Genomic DNA, 21,911 nt, shown 5'->3' on the forward strand with positions numbered 1-21,911 from the left:
GCCCCAAGCGTGCCGCCGCCCCCCTTGCCTGTGGCGCCCAGGTTTGCCGACCCACGGTGGGAACAGTGTCGGAGCGACGGGGTCACTTATCACACCATCAATCCGGAGTGATTACCCATGTTCAGGACATCCTCAAACCACGCCTCACAGAACGTGCACGGCTGGGAGCGCGCAGCATCGATCATCGGCGGCCTGTACTTCCTCGGTAAAGGCCTTGGGCGTGGCGGCGTGGGCGGAGTTCTACAGCTGGCGGTCGGCGGAATGGCCTTGGCGCGAGGCATCTCCGGCCAGTGCGAAGCCAAGCGCATGCTCGACGACGTGAACGAACAGGCCAGAATGGCCGAGGGAAACTCGCGAAGCATGCCGCTCGAACGCAGTGAGGCCGATGACGTGCGCCTGAGAGCCAATGCCCAGGCGGCCACCGGCACCGCGACAGTGACCGGCAACGACTCGCTCGAGAACCCGCGAACGGGCGTCTGACCAGGCTACAACTGCGCGAGCGGTAATCGCTCCAAATCCGCTCGCGCGGAGGGGTTTGCCCGCAAAACAAAAGCACAATCGGCCCCGAGGCACTGTGTTGCTGCCGTAAACGCTCCAGCTTGCCTACGGCAACGCCTGTTTTTGGCGATGGCCTACCAGCAGTTCGAAACCGCTTACTGCTCAGTCACGGGGAACGACGATCAACCCGGCACGCCCGCCGATCGCGACGTCCGCAATCGGGAACAAGATCCGCGCATGTTGCTCTTCTACCACCCAGCGCGTGCCGTTCTCGTCCTCCGCCAGCAAAGTGCCAGGCACAAGCGGAGTGAAGTTCTGAATATCCTCTGGGAGGCGAAGAGCGAACTGATCGCTTTGTTTGATGATTTCGCGCGCCAGCCGAAATTTCAGTAAAGGCGGCCGCTGAGGATCATGAAGTGCTGGATCGACCGCTTCGATCCAGCTACGCGCAGCTTGCAAGAATTGGTGGAGACATTGTGGCCATATGCCTCCCGGAGCTTCGGCCATTTCCAGCGTAAAGGCCTCGGCCCCATGCCGAGTCGCCGTGTGAGCACTGAAGGTTCCGGAAGGCTTCTCCTGCAGTAGCACCGCATCAACCGCAGCGTGCTGAAGACGTGTCAGGCTTTGCGGGTCGACTTCGCGCCCTTCTACCCAGGGACAGACGGCGAACTGCGGCAATACCGATTCACGCATCGCCGAGTGCAGGTCGTAATGCCAGCGCTGCCGGCCAGGCTCCTGGAAAAACGCGGCAACCCACGCCTCCAGCTGCGCAGCGCGGCGCGTCTCGTCGCTTGGCTCGTTTTCCGCGTGCTTACCACAGAACAGCCGGTTGAGATCCTGCCCCAGACGACGCACGCCCTGCCGCATGGCGGGCGGATTGCAGAACAACAGCAACAGCCGCGCACGCGGGCGAATCTCGCTACAGGCGACCGCCTTGATCAAGCGGTCCAGCAGTTCAATCGGAATGACTTCACAGCCATGCACGCCCGCCGACAGCACCAGATCGAGCCCTGAGTCCAGGCCGTTCGCAGGGGTGACCTCCAAGGCTCCCTCGCCCAACCATCGCAGCCGAGCACCATCGGGGGTGAACTGCTCGCTTTCAGACCGCACCTCACCGGCAATCGTCAGCTCCAACAGCCGACCCAGCGTCGGCATTTCGGAACTGTCAGTGGTCGTGGTTACAGTCTGGACCATGAACGTGATCATCCTCGCTGGCTTCAACCGGCTCCATCTCAAGTTCAAGGCTAACCAGATTGGTCGCCAATGGACGTAGCAGCAGGTTGGCGTATTCAGTGTCGCCGTCTTCTACATCGACACCGATCATCAGCTGGTTGTTGCCGACTTGCTGAATCCAGACCTCCCGCCCCTGCCACATCACAGCAAAACGGGTGCAAGACGTCTCCAACTGGGTGCCGTCTACGTCTTCAAGGATCAATTGCAGGCTGTCGCTCATCGTCAGAATCTCGGTAGGGGAAAGAGGCAGGGCAGATGACTGCCCTGCTAGTTTTAAAGACGCTATGCCTCGCCTCAGGCCTGGCTCAGTTTTGCCGCAGCACGCTCAAGACGGGCAAGCCCTTCGGCGATATCGGCCTCTTCGATGATCAAGCTCGGAGCCAGGCGGATTACATCGGGGCCAGCCTGCAGAATCATCAGCGCTTCGTGCTCAGCCGCGTCGAAGATCTCGCGCGCGCGACCTTTCCAGGCGTCCTCAAGTACACAGCCGATCAACATGCCCATCCCCCGGACCTGGCTGAACAGGCCATGACGCTGCCCGATCTCCAGCAGGCCCCGCTTGAAGCGCTCGTGCCGTTCCTTCACGCCATTCAGCACCTCAGGCGTATTGACGATATCGACCACCGCCTCGGCCACAGCGCACGCCAGCGGGTTGCCGCCGTAGGTGGTGCCATGAGTACCCACGCTGAAATGCGCAGCGATCTCATCGGTGGTCAGCATCAAACCAATTGGAAAGCCGCCGCCAAGGCTCTTGGCATTGGTCAGGATGTCTGGTGTGACGCCATAGTTCATGTAGGCGTACAACTCGCCGGTACGGCCCATACCGGTCTGGACTTCATCGAAAATCAACAGCGCGTTGTGTTGATCACACAGCTTGCGAGCCCCTTCCAGATAAGCCTGATCAGCGGGCAGAACGCCACTTTCACCCTGGATCGGCTCGAGCACCACGGCACAGGTCTTGTCCGAAATCGCCGCGGCGAGCGCATCGAGATCGTTATACGGGACGTGGCTGATTCCCTGAATCTTCGGGCCGAATCCATCGGAATATTTCGGCTGGCCGCCTACCGTCACGGTAAACAGCGTCCGGCCGTGGAAGCTGTTAACGGCGGAGATGATCTCGCATTTCTCCGGCCCGTGGTTGTCATGCGCGTAGCGGCGCGCCAGCTTGAACGCCGCCTCGTTGGCCTCGGCGCCGGAGTTGGCGAAAAACGCCCGGTCGGCAAAGGTTGCTGCGGTGAGCTTTTTAGCCAGACGCAACGCCGGCTCATTGGTAAAGATGTTGGAAATGTGCCAGAGCTTGCCAGCCTGCTCGGTCAGCGCCGCCACCAGCGCCGGGTGGGCGTGGCCGAGCACGTTGACAGCAATGCCGCCAGTAAAGTCGATCAGCTCTCGCCCGCTCTGATCCCAGACTCGTGAACCCTCCCCGCGCACGGGAATGAAAGCGGCGGGTGCGAAAGTGGGAACAATGACCTGGTCGAAATCAGCGCGTTCTACCGGGGTGTGCGGGGCGGACATCAGGACTCTCCTGGGAGGCGACACGAATAGGAAATAAAACGCCCCGCCATGGCGGGGCGTTGCATGCGCAGTTTAAACGCAGCCCCGCCAGCAATGGGCGGACCGGCGAAAATTCTCTTCAGGACACGATCGAATGCTGCTGATCGAGCTCAATGGCCCGCTCTAAGGTTTCGAGCAAGGCTTTGCGTGCCTTGAGCTTGGTGTTCTTGTGCGCAGTCATGTTGATCTTCTTCAACTGGGCCGCCGCCGCTTTGGCCGCATCCATCAGCTCACTGGCCGGGACTATCTTGTCGAGGAATCCCGCCTCGACTGCAGCGTGTGGATTGAAGATCTCACCATTGATTACCGATCGCTGAAAAGCAGGCTTGGTCAATCGGTCCCGAGCCAGTTCGATACCCGAATGGTGCATGGTCATACCGATCTGCACTTCATTGAGCCCAATATTGAACGCGCCGTCGACACCGATGCGGTAATCGGACGAGAGCAGCAGGAAGGCGCCTTTGGCAATCGCATGGCCCGGACAGGCCGCGACGATCGGGAAAGGATGAGCAAGCATTCGCAGCGTGAACTTAGAGCCCGTGGTCACCAGCGAAATGGCGTTTTCCGGCCCCGAGGTCATGACCTTGAGATCATAGCCACCGGAGAGAATGCCCGGCTGCCCAGTAAGGATCACTACGGCGCGGTCCTGCTCGGCGCGGTCGAAAGCCGCGTTAAGTGCGTCGAACATGGCCGGAGACAGTGCATTAACCTTGCCGTTATTCAGCGTCAGCGTGGCGATGCCGTCTTCGATTTCGTAGGAAACCAGATCACTCATGACGAATATTCCTTGTTAAAAGTCCACAGACGTTACCCAGCAGAACCCGAGAGGTAAAGCATCGTGACTGACCGACAAGTCATGGTTTGCGACCGGTGCCCGGCTGGCGTCGGAAGGAAAAGAGAAGAGGCCTAACCTTCGACCGCCTCCGGCTCGAGCTCGAGGACTGCAAGCAGTTCGGGATGCAGAATGGTCTGCAATTGCGGATCAGCAATGAACAAGCCATAGGACCCATCCGGAATCCCGCTACTGATCCTGTAGGGCGTTCCATCTGCATCGACTGTCAGCTGAGACAAGTCCAGATAACGCGGCTCACAAGGCATTTTGTTAGCGCCGCGTAAAACGACTACCTTGGGTCTGAGGTGCAAGTGGGCGTGTTTCTCCAGCACCAACCCCACCTCGCCAGTGTGCAGTTCCACCAACGTACCGACTGGGAAAACGCCGAGCCAGCGAATGAATTCATGTACCAATGCTTCGTCGAACTGCTGGCCGGCACTGCTGCGCAACACGTCATAGGCCGCCTGGATCGGGCGCGCATTGTCATAAGCACGATGACTGGTAATCGCATCGAACGCGTCAACGATGGTGATTACCCGTGTCGTGAACGGGATCTGGTAATGATCGAGCCCTTGCGGATACCCCTTTCCATCCAGCCGCTCATGATGGCCGTGCGCTGCCTGAATCGCAGCGGCAGGAATGTCTTCCTGAGTGCACAGGGCCTGAAAACCAAACGTTGGGTGCAGCTTGATGTGCTTGAACTCTTCCTCGGTCAGCTTGCCAGGCTTATTCAGGATCGCCGGATCGATCTTCATCTTGCCCACGTCATGCAACAGACCGGCAATACCCAATAGCTCGATCTTATCGTCGGCTAACCCAAGGTGCGTTCCAAATCCCATTGCCAGGATGGAGACAGAAAGGCAGTGCAGGCTCGTGTAAAGATCCTGAGATTTCAGGCGCGTCAACCACAGCATGGCGCTTTCATTACGAAGCATGCTTTCGAGGTTTCGCTTTACCAAAGCCTGACAGGCCTTGGTATCGATCGCCCGGCCCTGCTGAACATCCAGTAGTACCTGATCCAGAACCAAGGTGCTGCTCAGATAGGCTTCTCGCGCCTCCTGCACCTCAAGGGAGAGCGGGATGCGCGTCATCTTGCGCGTCACGCGCAGGGGCGTCGCCGAAGGTACGATCATCTGCCCATGATCGACCGGCACATGGCGAGTGTCGTCTACGAACACATAATCGCAGCGCTCGCGCACCGCTTGAATATGCTCAAGCTTAAGCAGCGGGAAGCCTTGAAAGAGAAAGTCTGTCTGCCGCCACGGCCGATCCAACTCGCAGATATACATCCCGAGTTCCAGATAGCTGACGTGCAGACGACGTTTGGTGGCAATTTCCACCACCTCGGGCCGTTTACGCTTTGTTTTGAATAACTTCATCAAAGCCTTTCCTGGCTCTCAATATTCACTACGCTTGATTGCGCACAGGCACAGCAACTCTTTGAGCTTCGAACCCTAGAGCAACGATAGGTTCATTGCCACGCTCGCCTATCCGGATTCCCAACAACCCCTTAAGCGCATGAAAAAACTAAAAAACTTTTTGCCATCCGCAAGCTCTTCGGCTACATTAGCGCGCCTCGAAGGACAACGCGTCTTTTGAGACCCGGTGAGGTGTCCGAGCGGTTGAAGGAGCACGCCTGGAAAGTGTGTATACGAGAAATCGTATCGTGGGTTCGAATCCCACCCTCACCGCCAGATCAAACGACAAAGCCCCGTCTATCGGGGCTTTGTCGTTTCTGCGGTATGCAATTCTAAAAGGGTGTTGCTCGTTGCGCTCGTACGCTAAGGCGATACACCGCCAAGCATTCAGGCATTCAGGCATTCAGGCATTAGGGCAGCGCTGCATCGCCCCGCTACCTTGTTGTTTCGATTCCACCCGAATTGCCGCCAGCGAAAACTTAGACGTTTCCAAACGATCCATCAGGCCATTGGATCCGGCAATGCGGCACTCAGAAATGCCAAGTGGCTAGTGACAAGCCATAAAGCAAAGGCTCCATCCCTAGCAAACACATCTCTTGGGGCCTCCACCGAAGATAAGACCAGCCGCACCCCGGTTCGAAACCAAAGCGCTCTAGCGGAAGGCTTACCCGGCGATAAAATCAGATCGCCAGCACGCCTACAAGCGGAGCGACATTTGGTAGAGCAGGCCTCAGTGCATCGCCCCTTACATTTGCGTGGCCCACATATTGCTTTCCTTACGCCGAAGCTTGAATAAAAAACCTCCAAGCTCGAGATCGGTCTGGAACAGCGCTGCTGATCCGCCAGAACAACCAGAATAATTAAAAGGCCGCCATCATGTTCAAACACAAAAAGGTCAGACAGGCTACGATGATCCTGTTCGCCACCGCCGTGATTCTGATCTTGCCGAACCTCACTCGGCTGATTAGTTGACACCGCCTGAATGAGGCCTCCGATGAAAGTCCTGTCCCACCTGCTTACTTTAATCATTGCAACGGTTGCGACCGCTGCCGCCAGTGCCGCTCAAGTCGATCAGTCAGCCGCGCTGGACGCGTTGCAGCGCCCTAGCAGCGTCTTGATCGACGTGCGCACCGAACAAGAGTTCGCAGAAGGCGCGCTGCCTGGCGCTACGCGTATCGAGACGGAAGATCTTGCGGAGCGCATCGCCGCTGTAGCCCCTGACAAGGATGCTCCCGTGGTGCTCTACTGCCGCAGCGGCCGCCGGGCCTCAGCCGCGCAGGATCTGCTACAGGAGCTGGGTTATACCCAGGTTTTCAATGCTGGCGGTTACCAGGAGCTGAAAGAACTCGCACCGCTTCGCTGATCGCACACGCCCTCACCACCGGCCTTCCTCGCTTCACCGACCTCTCTAGTGGGAACTAATGCGCTGCAGTGGCTACTGAAACAGGAGCCACTGCTTAAGCGCTTGGTCGCGCATGTCGGGAGGAAATGACTTGATAAATTGGGATGTGATGTTGGACGAAGAGCTTTGGATCAACATCGCCATAATTGCTGGCATCACGATTGCCAGCTATCTCATCCTGCAGACCGTCCTGCGGATCATCACCAACCGTCTTCGCAAGCTGGCGAAGGGCTCCAGGAGCGGCTTCGTTGGCATCGCCGCGGAGATGCTGAGCCGCACCAGCCACCTGTTGCTGATCGCCCTGTCACTGCTGATTGCGCTGAAGGCCGTTCAACTGCCGGAGCGATGGGAAGCTGCGATGTCGCACGGCTGGTTTATCGCGCTGGCATTCCAGATAGCACTGTGGATGGACACCGCCGTCCGCCTCTGGATGGAGAGCCTGACTCACGACGGAAAGACGCGTAATCCGGTCACCACAACAATCATCGGGATCATGGTACGCATCGTTGTCTGGACGATGATGCTGCTGTCGATCCTCGCCAATCTCGGTGTGGATATCACAGCCATGGTGGCCAGCCTGGGGGTTGGCGGTATTGCCATCGCCCTGGCAGTGCAGACTCTGCTCAGCGATATCTTCGCTTCGCTTTCGATCGGGATCGACAAGCCGTTCGAGATCGGCGATTTCGTCGTGTTTGGTGAGGTGGCGGGCAATATCGAACATATCGGCCTGAAGACCACCCGCATTCGCAGCCTGAGCGGCGAGCAGGTGGTGTGCGCCAACGCAGATCTACTCAAGCAGATCCTGCACAACTACAAGCGCATGAACACGCGCCGTATCGTGTTCAAGTTTGGGATCACCTACAACACACCGTCAGACAAGGTGCGTGAAGTTTCGGCGCTAGTGAAGCGAATCGTTGATGGCGTGGAAAACGCCAATTTCGACCGAGCGCATTTTCTGGCCTTCGATGACAGCCAGCTGACATTCGAAGTCGTGTACATCATGCAGGTCTCGGACTACAACGCCTACATGGACGCCCAGCAAGAGATCAACCTGCAGCTGCTCGACGGCATCCGCGAGATGGGCCTGCAGTTCGCCTTCCCGACACGCAGTGTCGAGTTCGTCGGCGGAAAGTTTCCTGAGCTGACCGTAGCAGGTGTGCCGAAAGACAAACCAGCAGCCAACCATGAGACGCAAAACGCGATGACCAACGGGTGAGCTTAGGTTCGGGTGACCCCCGGCCCGATGCCGGGAGTCACTGCCTATCAACTCATAGCGCGCATCTGGTTGTGCGTTTCAATCAAGTGCGGCACCACGCCTGGATCAGCCAAGGTCGAGATATCACCCAATGCATCGTGCTCATCGGTCGCGATCTTGCGCAGGATGCGACGCATGATCTTGCCTGAACGCGTCTTAGGTAAGCCCGGCGCCCACTGGATGACATCAGGCACGGCAATTGGCCCGATTTCCTTGCGTACCCACTGCTGCAACTCCTGGCGCAACTGATCCGAGGGCTCCTCCCCCGCCACCAACGTCACGTACACGTAAATCCCCTGTCCCTTGAGCGGATGCGGCACGCCAACTACTGCCGCCTCGGCTACCTTGCGGTGGGCGACCATCGCGCTTTCGATTTCCGCGGTGCCCATGCGATGTCCGGAAACGTTCAACACATCATCGACCCGCCCGGTGATCCAGTAGTAGCCGTCCTCATCGCGGCGGGCGCCATCACCAGTGAAATACATGCCGCGAAAGGTCTTGAAATAGGTATCAACGAAGCGATCGTGGTCTCGATAGATGCTGCGCATCTGTCCAGGCCAGGAATCAAGGATAACCAGATTGCCCTCCGTTGCCCCTTCGAGCAGGTTGCCGAGGTTATCCACCAGCCCGGGCACCACACCGAAAAAAGGCCGCGTTGCGGAGCCCGGCTTCAGCGCGGTCGCGCCTGGCAATGGGCTGATCAGAATGCCGCCCGTCTCGGTTTGCCACCAGGTGTCGACAATCGGGCAACGTGATTTACCGACCGTCTCGTAATACCAATGCCAGGCCTCAGGGTTGATCGGTTCGCCCACGGTGCCAAGCAGGCGCAGACTCGAACCATCAGCGCCTTCCATCGCAGCAGGACCCTCGGCCATCATCGAACGAATCGCAGTCGGCGCGGTGTAGAGGATATTCACCTGATGCTTGTCGATGATCCTGGCGATCCGCGTGACATCCGGATAGTTGGGCACACCCTCATAGATCAGGGTGGTGGCGCCGTTGGCCAGTGGACCGTAGATGATGTAACTGTGCCCGGTGATCCAACCGACGTCGGCGGTACACCAATAGACCTCACCAGGGCGGTAATCGAATACCCGCTCGTGGGTCAGGGCCGCGTAGAGCAAATAACCACCGGAGGTATGCAGCACGCCCTTCGGCTTGCCTGTAGAACCCGAGGTGTAGAGGATGAACAGCGGTTCTTCCGCCCCCATCTCCTTCGGCGCGCAGACATCCCCAGCCACACGCATCAGGTCCTCGTACCAGATGTCGCGATGCGGGTGCCAGCGGATGTCGCCGCCAGTGCGCCGCACCACAATGATCTTCTGCACGCAGCGCGTCTGCGGATTAGTCAACGCCTCATCCACATTGGCCTTCAGCGGCACCTTTTTGCCGCCACGGAGCCCTTCATCGGCGGTGATCACCACCTTGGAATTGCCGTCGATGATCCTTCCGGCCAAGGCTTCCGGCGAGAAACCACCGAAGACCACCGAGTGAATGGCGCCGATCCGCGCGCATGCCAGCATCGCAACGGCCACTTCTGGAACCATCGGCATATAGATTGTGACCACGTCACCCCGATGCACATCCTGTCCGCGTAGCGCATTGGCGAACTTGCTCACCTGGTGATGCAGCTCGCGGTAGGTGATTTCACGGTGATCTGCCGGATCGTCGCCCTCCCAGATGATCGCAATCTCGTCGCCGCGAGTTTCGAGATGGCGGTCCAGGCAATTGGCCGAAACGTTCAGGGTGCCATCGGCGAACCATTTGATATCGACATGGTGGTCGTCAAAGGACGTCTGTTTGACTCGGGTAAACGGGTTGATCCAGTCGATGCGCTCGGCCTGCTCGCGCCAGAAGCCGTCAGGATTGACCACCGACTGTTGATACATGGCTTTGTAGGTGGCTTCATCGGTAAGCGACTGAGCCGCCACCTCTGGACTTACCGGATACAGGGACGCAGCACTCATGGCGAATACCTCATTCGTCGGTCTTGTTATCGTCTCGAATAACCCTGTCTTACAGGCGAACCATACGAATCAAACCAAGCGCCTGGCAGACATCATCTGGAGCTTTGGGGCAGCGTTCAGCCGATCACCGCACCAGCCTTGGAAAGCATAGACCGATAATAACCGGTGTACTTCATGGCTCAGCGCTGTCACAGCATTACAGGGCGGTACGCCCGCTACGCAAGATTAGTACCGACATGCCAGCGCCTTCCAACACGCTGTTCCGCCAGTTCAAGCGCGTTTCTGAAAGCATCGCGTTCTATCCCGCACTGATCACCGCTTTCTACGCCTTTCTCGCCGCCGCCATGCTCGCCTTTGAATCGACGTCCATGGCTACCTCCCTGCGTGCCCACCTACCCGCAGGACTGACCGACCCAGACAACGGCCGAGAAATCTTGGGCACCCTGATCACCAGCATCGTCTCGTTGACCGTCTTCAGCTTTTCGATGGTCATGGTCGTGCTGAACGGCGCGGCGGCGCGCCTGACACCCCGTGTACTTCCCGGGCTGATCAGCGACATGCGCAACCGAGTGATACTCGGCATCTACCTGGGCAGCACGCTTTATTACCTACTCCTGATCAGCACTATCAATAAAAACGAACCAGCCAATGTCCCCTCGACCGGCCTGTTGCTCGCCTTAGTGATGGGCATACTGAGCCTGGCGATGTTCGTGGTGTTCATACGCTCGGTATCGCAGTCGATTCAGGTCGACTGGGTACTCAGCCAGCTATATCGCGGGGCGTACGCCAATCTTGAAAAGCGCAAGCAGCGTGTCGCTAGGATCGACTCTGTGCCAGATAGCGGCCAATGGTGGTGCCTGTCGGCAAGCCGCCCAGGCTATCTACGTGCAGTGAATGAGCGCCGGCTGGGGAAGCTGCTGCACAAGCGCGGCTTGCTGGCCGTTATCCAGGTCGAACCTGGCTTCTTTCTAGTTGAAGGCCACCCCCTGATTCGCTTCAGCGAGCCGCTAAGCGACGAAGACCGAGCGGCAGCAACCGACTGCTTTGACTTCCACAGCAACGAGTTCGCCAGCGCCAACGTCTCGTACGGCATGCGCCAGATAGCCGAGATTGCAGTCAAAGCGATCAGCCCAGCGATCAACGATCCCGGTACCGCAATGCGCGCCATCAATTTGATAAGCGTGTTGCTGCAACGCATTGGGGGCGTGCCACCATTCGACGTTGGCTGTTTGGAACAGGGGCGGCCACGTCTCTTTTATCCACAGTTGCCCATGCAACGCCTGTTGGAAACGGTCATTGCACCCATCCGTGTTTATGCAAGTCATGACCCGCTGGTAATCATCACCCTGCTGCAGTGCATGAAAAACGCGCTGCATGACAGCCCGAGCGATGATCAGATCGAGGCGATACACAGCGAGATTCACGCACTGCGTGACCAAGCCGATTCGGATGTAAAAAGCTGGCGTGACCGTCAAGCGGTCAACGATGCAATCGATCGGCTGATGAAACTCGAAGGGCGCAAGCATCCCCAAGTGAAACGGCTCCCGGTCGAACGCAACCGACCCGATTGATCGGCCCCCTCAAGCGTGCTCGAACCGAACGCAGGCGTTTCACTTGGGGTGAGATCGGCGGCCAACATCGTCTTCTAAGCATCTGCCAGCGCTGCAATGCTGGTCAGCCTTAGCCGAGTCGGGCTAACAGCCCGCTCCGCCATTGGTAAAGACGAAGCCGTGCGGTCGGCGCGACAGCCTGCTCAGCACCACTGGGCAATCCAGCCACCCGCAATCAGGTACGCGCCTGCACAGCTCCGCTTTGCGTTTGCCGCTCAACTAACGCGGCAATTGTCCGTAGTGCGGCACTCCTTCATCCTGCGCAGATGAATCGGTCGCTACAGGTGTTGCGATGAACCAACAGAATGAGAACAGCTTGCCCCTTCATGGCCTTAAGGTCATAGAAATGGGCCAGCTGATTGCCGGCCCTTTCGCCAGCAAGATGCTCGGCGAATTCGGTGCCGAGGTGATCAAGATCGAGCCGCCGGGCGTTGGTGATCCGCTGCGCAAATGGCGCAAACTCAAGGACGGGACGTCACTCTGGTGGCACGTCCAATCGCGCAACAAACAGTCCCTGACGCTGGATCTGAAAGCCGCGGAAGGCCAGGAGATCGTCCGTCAGCTAGTCGCCGAAGCCGATGTGGTGGTGGAGAACTTCCGCCCAGGCACGCTAGAAGCCTGGGGTCTTGGCTGGGACGAGCTGTCGGCGCTCAACCCGCGCCTGATCATGTTGCACATCTCCGGCTACGGCCAGACCGGCCCCTATCGTGACCTGCCCGGCTTTGGTGTGATCGGTGAAGCCATGGGCGGCCTGCGGTACCTGACCGGCTATCCGGGCGAGCCCCCGGTGCGTGTGGGCGTGAGCATTGGCGATTCGCTGTCGTCGTTGTATGGCGTGATCGGCGTCTTGCTCGCCCTGCAGGAGCGCAACCGCAGCGGCAAAGGCCAGGAAATCGACGTGGCGCTCTACGAATCGGTATTCGCCATGATGGAAAGCCTGGTGCCCGAATACGACGCCTTTGGCTACATCCGCGAGCCCGCCGGCAGCGCCCTGCCGGGCATCACGCCATCCAACTCCTATTTGTGCAAGGACGACGCATACGTCCTGATTGCCGGCAATGGCGACAGCATCTACAAGCGCCTGATGACGCTAATGGACCGCCAGGACCTAGCCGACGACCCACGCTTCGCCCATAACGATGGTCGTGCCATGCACGCTGAGCTGATCGATGCGGCAATTGGCGAATGGACCGTTCAGCACAGTCGCGACGAGGTCATCGAGGCGCTGAAGGCAGCGCGCGTCCCGGCCGGCTATCCCTACACGGCCGCCGATATCGTAAAAGACCCACATTACCTGGCCAGGCAGATGATCGAGGAAATCCAGACCTTCACCGGCCCGCTGAAAGTCCCCGGCATCCTCCCCAAACTCAGCCGAACTCCGGGTCGCATCGGCACCGGCGGCCCACAGCTGGGCGAACATACCGAGGACGTCCTCTCGGGGCTCGGCCTTACCAACGACCAAGTCCGAGGGCTACGTGAGCGGGGGATCGTCTAAGCGGCGACCTCCGTAGGGTAGATGACGCTTTTTTCATCCACCGTGACAGCCTTATAACTGGTACGGCCACGCGTCAACCGCCAGCGCGTTCCCATGCTCTGATTGATAAGCCCATCGACGACGCAGTTGTAGCATATGTGGAAACACCGTCAGGTACACACGATGGATAATATTGATGCGCGCTGGCAACACCGCCTGCACAACTACAGTAGGGCTCTTTTACAGCTCGATGAAGCAATGGAGCTCATGCAGCAATGCGAGCTATCGAAACTGGAAAAGCAGGGCGTTATCCAAGGATTCGAATATTACTATGAGCTTGGCTGGAATACGCTGAAAGACTTCCTCGTCTGGCAAGGTATCGATGGGATTGTAGGCTCTCGCGACACCATTCGTGAGGCATTCAGCAAGGGTTTAATCAGCGACGGTCACGCCTGGATGCAAGTGCTCACCGACCGCAACCGCACCTCGCATGCATACAACGAGGAAACCGCCGAAGCAATCTTGAGCAATATCCGATTGAAGCACCACCTGCTGCTCAAGGAGCTTGAGCAAACCATGCAAAGCCGCGCCGAGCAAACCGCATGATGGTGGAGAACACGGGGCTGTCCCGAGAGGATGTTCACTCGATCCAGCAAACGCTTCGACGTTTCCCAAGAATCAGCGAAGCGATCCTCTACGGGTCCCGCGCTAAAGGAAACTACCGCCCCGGTTCCGATATCGATTTGACCTTGATAGGCAATGAGCTATCACACCAGGATCTACTCGATATAGAGCTGGCGTTGGACGACCTACTGCTGCCCTACAAGATCGATCTATCCCTACATCACCAAGTCGACAATCCGCAGCTCATCGATCACATCAACCGAGTCGGGAAGCTATTTTACAAAGCAGCAAGCTAGCGCATCGCGGGACGTAGGAGGATTGAATGCTTGTGGCTTGCCAAAGAAGGCCGCACCGCTTCAGCTAAACTGAGAGGCGCGCCTCGTAGCCGTAGCGAACGGCCGCAACCAAAGCCGCTATTCAGTCGCTCCCAACCGCCGCTGCTGATAGATCAGATCGACGATTTCCCCTTCTGGCACATAACCGCTCACCACTTCACGCAGCAAGACCCGCACCTGCGGATAATCATCCTGCTCCACGGCTTTTAGCAACCTGCCCAGCACGCCGCGCAGCACGTCCCAGGTGAAGTACTCCTCATCGGCGCGCATGATCATCGGGTGCTCGGTGGGGCGGACGTTGTCGCCGATCAGCAGCTCTTCGTACAGTTTTTCGCCCGGCCGCAACCCGGTGAATTCCACCGCGATATCCCCATGCGGGCACCTCTCCGAGCGCACGCTCAGGCCAGACAAATGAATCAGCTTCTCGGCCAGCTCGGCTATACGCACCGGTTGCCCCATATCCAGCACAAACACATCACCGCCCTGCCCCATGGAACCCGCCTGAATTACCAGCTGCGCCGCCTCGGGAATGGTCATGAAATAGCGGGTGATCTTCGGGTGGGTAACAGTAACTGGCCCACCGCTGCGTATCTGCTGGTAAAAGCGCGGAATGACCGAGCCCGAAGAGCCCAGCACATTGCCGAACCGGACCATGGTGAAGCGAGTCTTGTTGACGTGATGGACCGCCCCGTCCGCATTGAACAATACGGGCGCGGTTTCACGGCTCAACGCTTGCAGGATCATCTCGGCGACACGCTTGGTACTACCCATTACATTGGTGGGGCGTACAGCCTTGTCGGTGGAGATCAGTACAAAGTTGGCCACTCCCGCCTGCACCGCAGCCTGGGCAGTATTCATCGTTCCTAGAATATTGTTCAGCACGCCTTCAGCAACGTTGTGCTCCACCATCGGCACATGCTTGTACGCGGCCGCGTGATAGATCGTCTCCACCTGCCAGGTGCGCATTACATCCAATAGACGATCAGGATTGCGGATGGAGCCCAGAATCGGCACCAATTTGATCGGCAAGGAGGCTCGCTCAATCGTCCGCTCCAGCTCGATGTGAATGCTGTAGAGATTGAACTCGCTATGCTCGAACAGCAGCAACGCCTTGGGCTTGTTCGAGAGGATCTGCCGGCACAGCTCCGAGCCAATCGAGCCGCCCGCGCCAGTCACCATCACCACCTTGCCGCGAATGCACTTCTCAAACAGCGCCTGTTGCGGCGGTACGGCGTCGCGCCCGAGTAAGTCAGCAATGTCGACTTCCTGAATGTCCTCGACCTTTACGCGTCCGCTTGCCAAATCCATAAAGCCGGGCACGCTGCGAACGTGGAGGGGGAAATGCTCCAATGTCTCCAACACCTCACGCCGTCTGCCCCGTGACGCCGACGGAATCGCCATGAGGATTTCATCAGCGCCCGTTTCATCGATCATCTGCTGAATATGCTTGGGCGAATAAACCCGCAGCCCTGCGATGCTCCGATTGTAGAGGTTGGGGTCATCGTCGATGAACGCGACCGGGCGCATACCCCTGCCCAGACGCAACGCCGCAACAAGCTGATTACCCGCCGTGCCAGCGCCGTAAACCGCCACCTTCGGCAAGCTAGCATCCCGGCTTATGAACTTACTGAGCGAATCCGGGGAAAACCAATCGCCCATGAAGTACTGACGCATCACCAGGCGCAGACCGCCGATCAATACCAGGCTCAACCACCAATAGTTGAATACCATCGAACGCGGTATCAACTTGGGCGCATCACTGCGCCAATAAACAGCCAAGGCAAGCAACAAGGCGGAAAGCGTAACGGCCTTTGCGATAGCCATCAGGGCGTCGTTGCCGAAATAGCGCATCACTGCGCGATACATGCCGAAGCGGATAAAGAAGGGAATCGAGACCAGGGGTGCTACGCCGAACAGCCAGGCATGGCCACCGAGTGGCTCGACAAAATCGGACTCCCCTAGGCGAACGAAAAACGCCAGCCAAAGTGCCAGCCAGACCAGTAGGACATCCGTGGCCACCTGTATGACACGCTTCTGTCTGCGTGGCAGCTGTACCAGGCGGGACCGTAGTTTTTCAGCCAATCTCAACACAGGAAAACCTCAAACCAAGCAACCTTAACGCGCATTAATAACCCAAACGGCATAGCCCCCTATCCGCGAACTCTGGCAGATCGCTTCTCTAACCCACTGTAGGAGCCAGCTTGCTGGCCAAAACACACCATACCTCAAGGGACGCTTCAGCCCGATCGGAAACAGGCAAAGCAAGACAACAACGAGACCTCACCGAACCCTATCGCCTGCCCCTTTACCGGCCACCGTCATGAAGATGTATTTGAAATAATCCGTCACCGTAAGGCTCTGGATCATCTTCTGGTCCGTCTCCGCCAGTAATGCCGGTGTGGACATATCGATCTCATTGACCTGCGCCAACCCGGTAATACCAGGGCGCACATCGAAAACTCCGCGCTTAGCGCGCTCTTCGGTCAGCTCTTCCTGATTGAGCAAACCAGGCCTTGGCCCCACCAGACTCATCTCGCCCTTGAGTACGTTCCATAGCTGGGGTAATTCATCCAACTTGGTCTTGCGCAGGAAATGACCAAAACGGGTAATGGATGCACTGCTGGCCAGATGAGTGGCAACCGAGGCGGTATCCACTTTCATGGTGCGAAACTTCACCAGCGTGAAAGGCTTCTGGTGGCGGCCAACCCGCACCTGCCGAAAGATCGGCGAACCCGTATCAAACAGCCCGACAATCGTCAGAACCAGCAGTACCGGAAAACCCACCAAGAGCCCCAACAGCGAAAAAACAAAATCAAACACTCGAATCACAGATCCACCATCAAATGATCAATTGGAACGCTCGAAGCAGCGCCTCAGCCCCTCTTCCACCGTATAAGGTGGCTTCCAATCAAGCAGTTCGCATGTCTTGCTGATATCGACCTGCAACGAGCCAAGCAGCCGTTGAGCCATGGCCTTCCTACCCAGCAGCGTAGCGCCAAATTGCAACAGGCCAGCCGGTACGGGAATCAACCGAGCAGGCTTCCCCATGGCCCGCCCCACGCCACGTAGCAATTCGGTGGTGGAAAGATCTTCACCGTCCCCAGCAAGAAATACCTGATTAGCGGCGTCGGGATGATCAATGCAACGGATGATCAGATCAACCAGATTGTCGATGCCGACCAAAGAGCGTTTATTGTGTATCGCACCTAAAGGTAACGGTACCCCTTTGCAAACCCAACGTGACAAGCTACCGAAGTTACCCGGTGCATGAGCGCCATAAACCAACGGAGGCCGGATGATAACCAGCTCAATCCCTGTTTCCTCCTGAACCTGCCAAAGCCCCTGCTCTGCCTCCCATTTGGACAGCGCATAAGGCTCGGCAGGATTAGGTTGGTCGCTGGCTGTAAACGGACGAACATTGTTATTGCCATTGACGCCAATAGAGCTGATAAAAATGAAACGCTTCACGCCGGCCGCCACAGCCTGACGAACTAGCTCTAACGTTGCGTTGCAGTTAACTGCACGAAACTCAGCGAGCGGATCAGCCACATTGTCAGCTAGTTTGTGCGCACGGCCGGCCAAGTGAACTACACATTCAACGCCATTTAAAAAATTAGCCAACTGCGGGGTGTTTTCCAGAGGCACATTGATCGACTGCAATCCGGGAAGGCTCGACGTCTCAGAGCGCACCAGCCCTAGCACTTCATCACCACGCGCCAACACCGCTTTACACAGCGCGCGGCCGATAAAGCCTCCCGCCCCGGTTACCAGAACCTTCATTCAGCCTCCCTCCCGAGAATCTCGTCCAGCCACCCCTCAAGCCGATATCGCTGATAGATAACAGGATCAACATCCACATAAGGTGTCTGCAGAAAGGACGGAGGTATAGTCGGATCGCGCCTATCGATAACACAAATATTATGAGACGAATAAAAGTCATAATCCTGTATATTAGCGTTAGTTGTAATAAGCTTCTTACGTGCACCTAGCGTTTCCAATGTGCGCATAGTTAAACCCGTTTGCCGGGGGTGCTCGATATCCAGCACAGCACGTGACGCAAAGAATACCCGCTGCACCTCGGACTTGCTTAACGGCGAAAAACTAAAATCCTTTAACCTTGCCGCAGTGAACCCAGGATTGATCACACGGTACAACCAGTAAACCCAAGGGGCCTGCAAAAAAAGATACCAATAGGGTCGTATTCCTTTGTCTAGCTCTGCCGCCACCTTTGATACGATGGCATAGCGGTCAGTGTGCGCGGTACCAATGAAGCTGATATCCCATTGCGATAGCGTATTGCTAAGTGCTTCGAATCCTTTCGAAAAAAACAGCGGCCGAAAATGAATGCCGTAAGAAGATGCATCACTGCGATCAAAGGTAAACGCATGATCAAAGAAACGTAGATTGCTGATTACATCCTTACGATTTCCAAAGGAGTCCCACATGTATAGAAAGAACTTCGCCTGACCGAATTTACTACGCCACAGTTCCAGCACCCCAGCTGAAAGAGTCTGACCGTTGATGACGAATACATAGTCGTAATCAGCCTCCAAGTTAGTGTGCTTGTGATAGTACTGATCGGCAGATGCCATCACCCACTGTCGACGCCAACGGGTTACAGCCTTGAGAAAGGGCGATGTGAACGGGCGATCCAGTAGAAAGTCAACCCGTGCTCCCCGCCGTTCGATTTCACTACGAATCTCTTCCTCGTATCCAAAAAACTGCGGAGCAACAAGCAGTACTTTTTTATTTTCCAGTGAATACTTCACGTCACTTCATTCCGAGATTTCAGAATTTTGGCTGGAATTCCACCCACAACACAATGGTCAGGGACCGACATCAGCAATACGGCATTGGAGGCGACAGTAACGCCGTCGCCCAAAGTGATGCCTCCGAGCACCTTGGCCCCCGCTCCGAGCAACACATCGTTTCCAAGCACGGGGCGGTGTGTTTCATCATAGGTAAAGTCCAGATCACGTGCTCCGATAGTCACTCCCTGATAGATCACTGCGTTGCTTCCAATGCTATATGCACCTATTACAGTGCCATGAGTATGGGGAAAGAACAGGCCAGGACCGATCCGGCAAGCAATGGCGATCTCAATACCAAACAGTAAAAAGTTCAGTAAGGAGAACATTTTTGCAGCAGGAGATAATCGCAGTTGGTGACAAGCATAGGCGAAACGATACAGCAAAACCGGCAAAAAACGCGGCGACAGCATCCCCATATACAACCTGAGTAGCGAGACATCTACTTTACCGCCAAGCAGCTCCCGGTGACGTCTAGCGTCAAGTCTTAGCAAACCAAACAACCCGATCTCATCCGAACTCATGACGGACCTCAATTCATCAGTTTTCGCTCACGCAATTCCTGATTGGCTTTATCCAACTGATCTTCCGGTAGAGGCTGGCTGCTCACCCACCGAGCAAAACGCTGCAGCCCTTGCGCAAGAGTAACTTTTGGTGTCACACCAAGAATGGTTTTCAAACGTTCGATGTCCGCAAAATTGTGGCGAATATCACCTATGCGGAACTGGCCCGTAACTACCAAATTTGGCTTCTTACCAAAAGCATGTGATAGCTCTTCGGCAACTGTACGCACTGAAGTTGCAATACCACTGCCTACATTGATCACCGTGTTGGGATCCTGACTTGCAGTAACCGCGGCAAGCATGGCATCCGTGACGTCTTCGACATGAACAAAATCCCGGCTCTCTTCGCCGTCCTCAAATAGTGGCAATTCACCATCTCGGCGGATTTTCGTAGAGAAAATAGAAAGGATACCAGTGTACGGGTTATTCAACGATTGCCGCTCACCGTATACATTCTGCAGTCGGAGAATGGCGTAACCAATCCCCATGGATTGGCAGGAGATGCGCACCAAGTCTTCCTGCGCATACTTGGTGGCAGCATATATGGAAGCCGGTGAAACGAGGTCTGTTTCATGCGTGGCTACCAGCTGCAGCGCATCGCCGGTTTGAGAGCACGTCGGATCCCAACGGCCGTGCTGAAGCTGCTCAGCCCCACGACTTGCTGGAAAGACACGTACGCCGCTTACAGGGTGTATGTAGGCTCCCTCACCATAAACGGAACGACTGGACGATAGCACCACTCGCTTGACCTTATGGCCATTCATTTTGCCAAGGACGTCGAACATCAAAGCAGTGCCTTGGCTGTTTACCTCATTGTAGTGCGCTATCTGATACATTGATTGGCCTGTGCCAGTCTCAGCAGCCAAATGGACCACCGCTTCAACACCTTTAAGAGCCCGCTCCCAATCCTCGCGTCGAGTCACGTCACCACGCATAAACTCAATTCCGTCGCCGTTTAACCATTCCAAGCCCGACGGCATCGCACCATGAACCTGAGCCGATAGCGAATCTAAAACACGAACACTTAAATCACTATCAATCAATTTTGGGATCAGGTGAGAACCTATAAACCCAGAACCACCGGTCACCAGCACAACTTTTTCCATGAACACCTCGATTTAAATTTGTAAAACAGCCCAAGCCATACAACACATATACATAGCAGTTAATAGCTCAACCCACAACTTAGCGCTGGTGATTTGAGCGGCGACCTCGTTAGACTATTTCTTTTCCGGCAGCCTCGTACAACCGAAGAAGAGAAAGCAACCGGGCGACTAAAGTGTTTCACAAGAAGCATTACGACCAAAAAATACGGATTAGTTAAGGAATTAGTCAGAAAAAGCAAAAGCAAAGCAAACCAAGCGACCCCGCCAGAGAGCAGCAATAGCAACAAAAGCAGTAAGCCGCCAGAAATCCCAAACAATACAAAAATATAGCTTAGCGAATTAAGCCAACTCACAGCCTGAGTATCTAGCCTGCCCAAACCTGGGAAAACAAAATCATTTAAGTTTCTGAAAAGATAAAGAAATGGATCGAAAAGCCTAACGGCCAGGCTTCCACCACCAGCGATAGTCTCCGCTACTCTAGAAGGAAAAAAACCGAAACTATAGCAAAAAACAAAAACCATCGATGAAAGCAATAACGCTAGAGCTAAAAAAGATTTCCTATCTGCAAAGAAACTGTAAAAGGTAACAACGACAAATAGAAAACCCAACGCAGAAGTGGACAAAATAATACTTACCGAAAAGAACGACCAAAGAACTATCTTCTTGGAATTGGCCGCGTAAAAAAGCGCAGGAAACATATAGATCACGTAATAACTTGGCTCCTTAAACACCCCTCCGGTTCTCATCCCATAGGCTTCGACGCCCAGCGACCGAACCGAGTTAACCTCAATATCGTAGGGCGTTTCCAAATAAACAAAAACCACACCAAAAAACTTATACAAAAAAACCTGAAGCACCAGCAAGACTGCAAACAGTACTGATAAACCCATGTACAATAAAGCAATCTGCCGCATAAGCCCTTCGCTTCGAAAGCCATCTAACAGAATAGCGAGGCAAGATATATAAAACAACATGCGCAAGGCAGGAAAATAGCCAACATTGAAAAAAATCAATTTATATATCAAAACAAAAAAAGCAAAAAAAGCAACAACACCTAACGCAACCCAAGAGTTCAGGCTTAAACTTCTCCGGGAAGTTAAAAACCAAACCAAAAAAAATAGCACCGCAAGGTCTCCCCAAGAGAAGCCAGGCAGAACCTTTATGTTACTTAAAAGCGGAGAAAGCAGGAATAAAAAAACCGCTATTAAGCGAATCATGCGAAAACTCAAAAG

Annotated in this window: 20 protein-coding genes and 1 tRNA gene; 8 read left to right on the plus strand and 13 right to left on the minus strand. The window is 56.0% G+C overall.

The window, feature by feature from the left end:
- Positions 1-117: 117 nt before the first annotated feature.
- The gene (locus ALTERO38_RS12365) at positions 118-480 is read left to right on the plus strand and encodes a YgaP-like transmembrane domain (protein ID WP_159968576.1); all 363 of its coding nucleotides are present in this window, start codon (positions 118-120) and stop codon (positions 478-480) included.
- Between the two features lie 180 nt (positions 481-660).
- Here ALTERO38_RS12365 and ALTERO38_RS12370 read toward each other — a convergent pair whose 3' ends face one another.
- From ALTERO38_RS12370 to ALTERO38_RS12390, 5 genes are all read right to left on the minus strand, one after another.
- Positions 661-1,653, minus strand: a complete 993-nt coding sequence (locus ALTERO38_RS12370; protein ID WP_159969699.1) for a succinylglutamate desuccinylase — start codon at positions 1,651-1,653, stop codon at positions 661-663.
- Positions 1,654-1,663: 10 nt separating this feature from the next.
- Entirely contained in the window at positions 1,664-1,951 is a 288-nt protein-coding gene (locus tag ALTERO38_RS12375; RefSeq protein ID WP_102834656.1) for a topoisomerase II, read from the minus strand.
- A gap of 74 nt (positions 1,952-2,025) precedes the next feature.
- Positions 2,026-3,246: an aspartate aminotransferase family protein gene (locus tag ALTERO38_RS12380; protein ID WP_159968577.1), complete on the minus strand. Its 1,221-nt coding sequence runs from the start codon at positions 3,244-3,246 to the stop codon at positions 2,026-2,028.
- 118 nt (positions 3,247-3,364) lie between these two features.
- Positions 3,365-4,060, minus strand: coding sequence for a crotonase/enoyl-CoA hydratase family protein (locus ALTERO38_RS12385; RefSeq protein ID WP_159968578.1), 696 nt, complete (start codon positions 4,058-4,060; stop codon positions 3,365-3,367).
- 131 nt (positions 4,061-4,191) lie between these two features.
- The gene (locus ALTERO38_RS12390) at positions 4,192-5,496 is read right to left on the minus strand and encodes an HD-GYP domain-containing protein (protein ID WP_159968579.1); all 1,305 of its coding nucleotides are present in this window, start codon (positions 5,494-5,496) and stop codon (positions 4,192-4,194) included.
- A 225-nt stretch (positions 5,497-5,721) separates the two neighbouring features.
- On the opposite strand from ALTERO38_RS12390, the gene ALTERO38_RS12395 reads away from it, so the two are divergent.
- From ALTERO38_RS12395 to ALTERO38_RS12405, 3 genes are all read left to right on the plus strand, one after another.
- A tRNA-Ser gene (locus tag ALTERO38_RS12395) sits at positions 5,722-5,811 on the plus strand.
- Between the two features lie 718 nt (positions 5,812-6,529).
- Complete coding sequence (locus tag ALTERO38_RS12400) at positions 6,530-6,898, plus strand: rhodanese-like domain-containing protein (RefSeq protein ID WP_234484459.1); 369 nt, start codon at positions 6,530-6,532, stop codon at positions 6,896-6,898.
- Positions 6,899-7,031: 133 nt separating this feature from the next.
- Positions 7,032-8,153 (plus strand): mechanosensitive ion channel family protein, encoded by a 1,122-nt coding sequence (locus tag ALTERO38_RS12405; protein ID WP_102835017.1) that lies wholly within the window; start codon positions 7,032-7,034, stop codon positions 8,151-8,153.
- A 47-nt stretch (positions 8,154-8,200) separates the two neighbouring features.
- Here ALTERO38_RS12405 and acs read toward each other — a convergent pair whose 3' ends face one another.
- Positions 8,201-10,159 carry an acetate--CoA ligase gene (acs, locus tag ALTERO38_RS12410; protein ID WP_159968581.1) on the minus strand — a complete coding sequence of 653 codons (1,959 nt, stop codon included), beginning with the start codon at positions 10,157-10,159 and terminating at the stop codon, positions 8,201-8,203.
- A gap of 236 nt (positions 10,160-10,395) precedes the next feature.
- Between acs and ALTERO38_RS12415 the strand changes: the two genes are divergently transcribed.
- The 4 genes from ALTERO38_RS12415 (at position 10,396) to ALTERO38_RS12430 (ending at position 14,163) form a co-directional block, all read left to right on the plus strand.
- Positions 10,396-11,730, plus strand: coding sequence for a DUF2254 domain-containing protein (locus tag ALTERO38_RS12415; protein WP_159968582.1), 1,335 nt, complete (start codon positions 10,396-10,398; stop codon positions 11,728-11,730).
- Between the two features lie 331 nt (positions 11,731-12,061).
- Positions 12,062-13,264 (plus strand): CaiB/BaiF CoA-transferase family protein, encoded by a 1,203-nt coding sequence (locus tag ALTERO38_RS12420; protein WP_159968583.1) that lies wholly within the window; start codon positions 12,062-12,064, stop codon positions 13,262-13,264.
- A gap of 162 nt (positions 13,265-13,426) precedes the next feature.
- A complete protein-coding gene (locus ALTERO38_RS12425) occupies positions 13,427-13,849 on the plus strand; it encodes a nucleotidyltransferase substrate binding protein (RefSeq protein ID WP_159968584.1) in 423 nt (140 codons plus the stop codon).
- The gene (locus tag ALTERO38_RS12430; RefSeq protein ID WP_159968585.1) at positions 13,846-14,163 is read left to right on the plus strand and encodes a nucleotidyltransferase domain-containing protein; all 318 of its coding nucleotides are present in this window, start codon (positions 13,846-13,848) and stop codon (positions 14,161-14,163) included. Before ALTERO38_RS12425 ends, ALTERO38_RS12430 begins: the two co-directional genes overlap by 4 nt.
- A 117-nt stretch (positions 14,164-14,280) precedes the next feature.
- Here ALTERO38_RS12430 and ALTERO38_RS12435 read toward each other — a convergent pair whose 3' ends face one another.
- From ALTERO38_RS12435 to ALTERO38_RS12460, 7 genes are all read right to left on the minus strand, one after another.
- On the minus strand, positions 14,281-16,284 hold the full coding sequence (locus ALTERO38_RS12435; RefSeq protein ID WP_159968586.1) for a nucleoside-diphosphate sugar epimerase/dehydratase: 2,004 nt from the start codon (positions 16,282-16,284) through the stop codon (positions 14,281-14,283).
- Between the two features lie 198 nt (positions 16,285-16,482).
- Positions 16,483-17,031, minus strand: coding sequence for a sugar transferase (locus ALTERO38_RS21535; protein ID WP_159968587.1), 549 nt, complete (start codon positions 17,029-17,031; stop codon positions 16,483-16,485).
- Positions 17,032-17,049: 18 nt separating this feature from the next.
- A complete protein-coding gene (locus ALTERO38_RS21540) occupies positions 17,050-17,982 on the minus strand; it encodes an SDR family oxidoreductase (RefSeq protein ID WP_159968588.1) in 933 nt (310 codons plus the stop codon).
- On the minus strand, positions 17,979-18,971 hold the full coding sequence (locus tag ALTERO38_RS12445; protein WP_159968589.1) for a lipopolysaccharide biosynthesis protein: 993 nt from the start codon (positions 18,969-18,971) through the stop codon (positions 17,979-17,981). Before ALTERO38_RS12445 ends, ALTERO38_RS21540 begins: the two co-directional genes overlap by 4 nt.
- Positions 18,968-19,534, minus strand: a complete 567-nt coding sequence (locus tag ALTERO38_RS12450) for a serine O-acetyltransferase (protein ID WP_218581728.1) — start codon at positions 19,532-19,534, stop codon at positions 18,968-18,970. Before ALTERO38_RS12450 ends, ALTERO38_RS12445 begins: the two co-directional genes overlap by 4 nt.
- Positions 19,535-19,542: 8 nt before the next feature.
- A complete protein-coding gene (locus ALTERO38_RS12455; RefSeq protein WP_159968590.1) occupies positions 19,543-20,679 on the minus strand; it encodes an NAD(P)-dependent oxidoreductase in 1,137 nt (378 codons plus the stop codon).
- A gap of 59 nt (positions 20,680-20,738) precedes the next feature.
- Positions 20,739-21,896 (minus strand): hypothetical protein, encoded by a 1,158-nt coding sequence (locus ALTERO38_RS12460; protein WP_159968591.1) that lies wholly within the window; start codon positions 21,894-21,896, stop codon positions 20,739-20,741.
- Positions 21,897-21,911: the final 15 nt, after the last annotated feature.

The organism is Pseudomonas sp. 9Ag, assembly GCF_902506445.1.
Lineage (GTDB): Bacteria > Pseudomonadota > Gammaproteobacteria > Pseudomonadales > Pseudomonadaceae > Stutzerimonas > Stutzerimonas stutzeri_AB.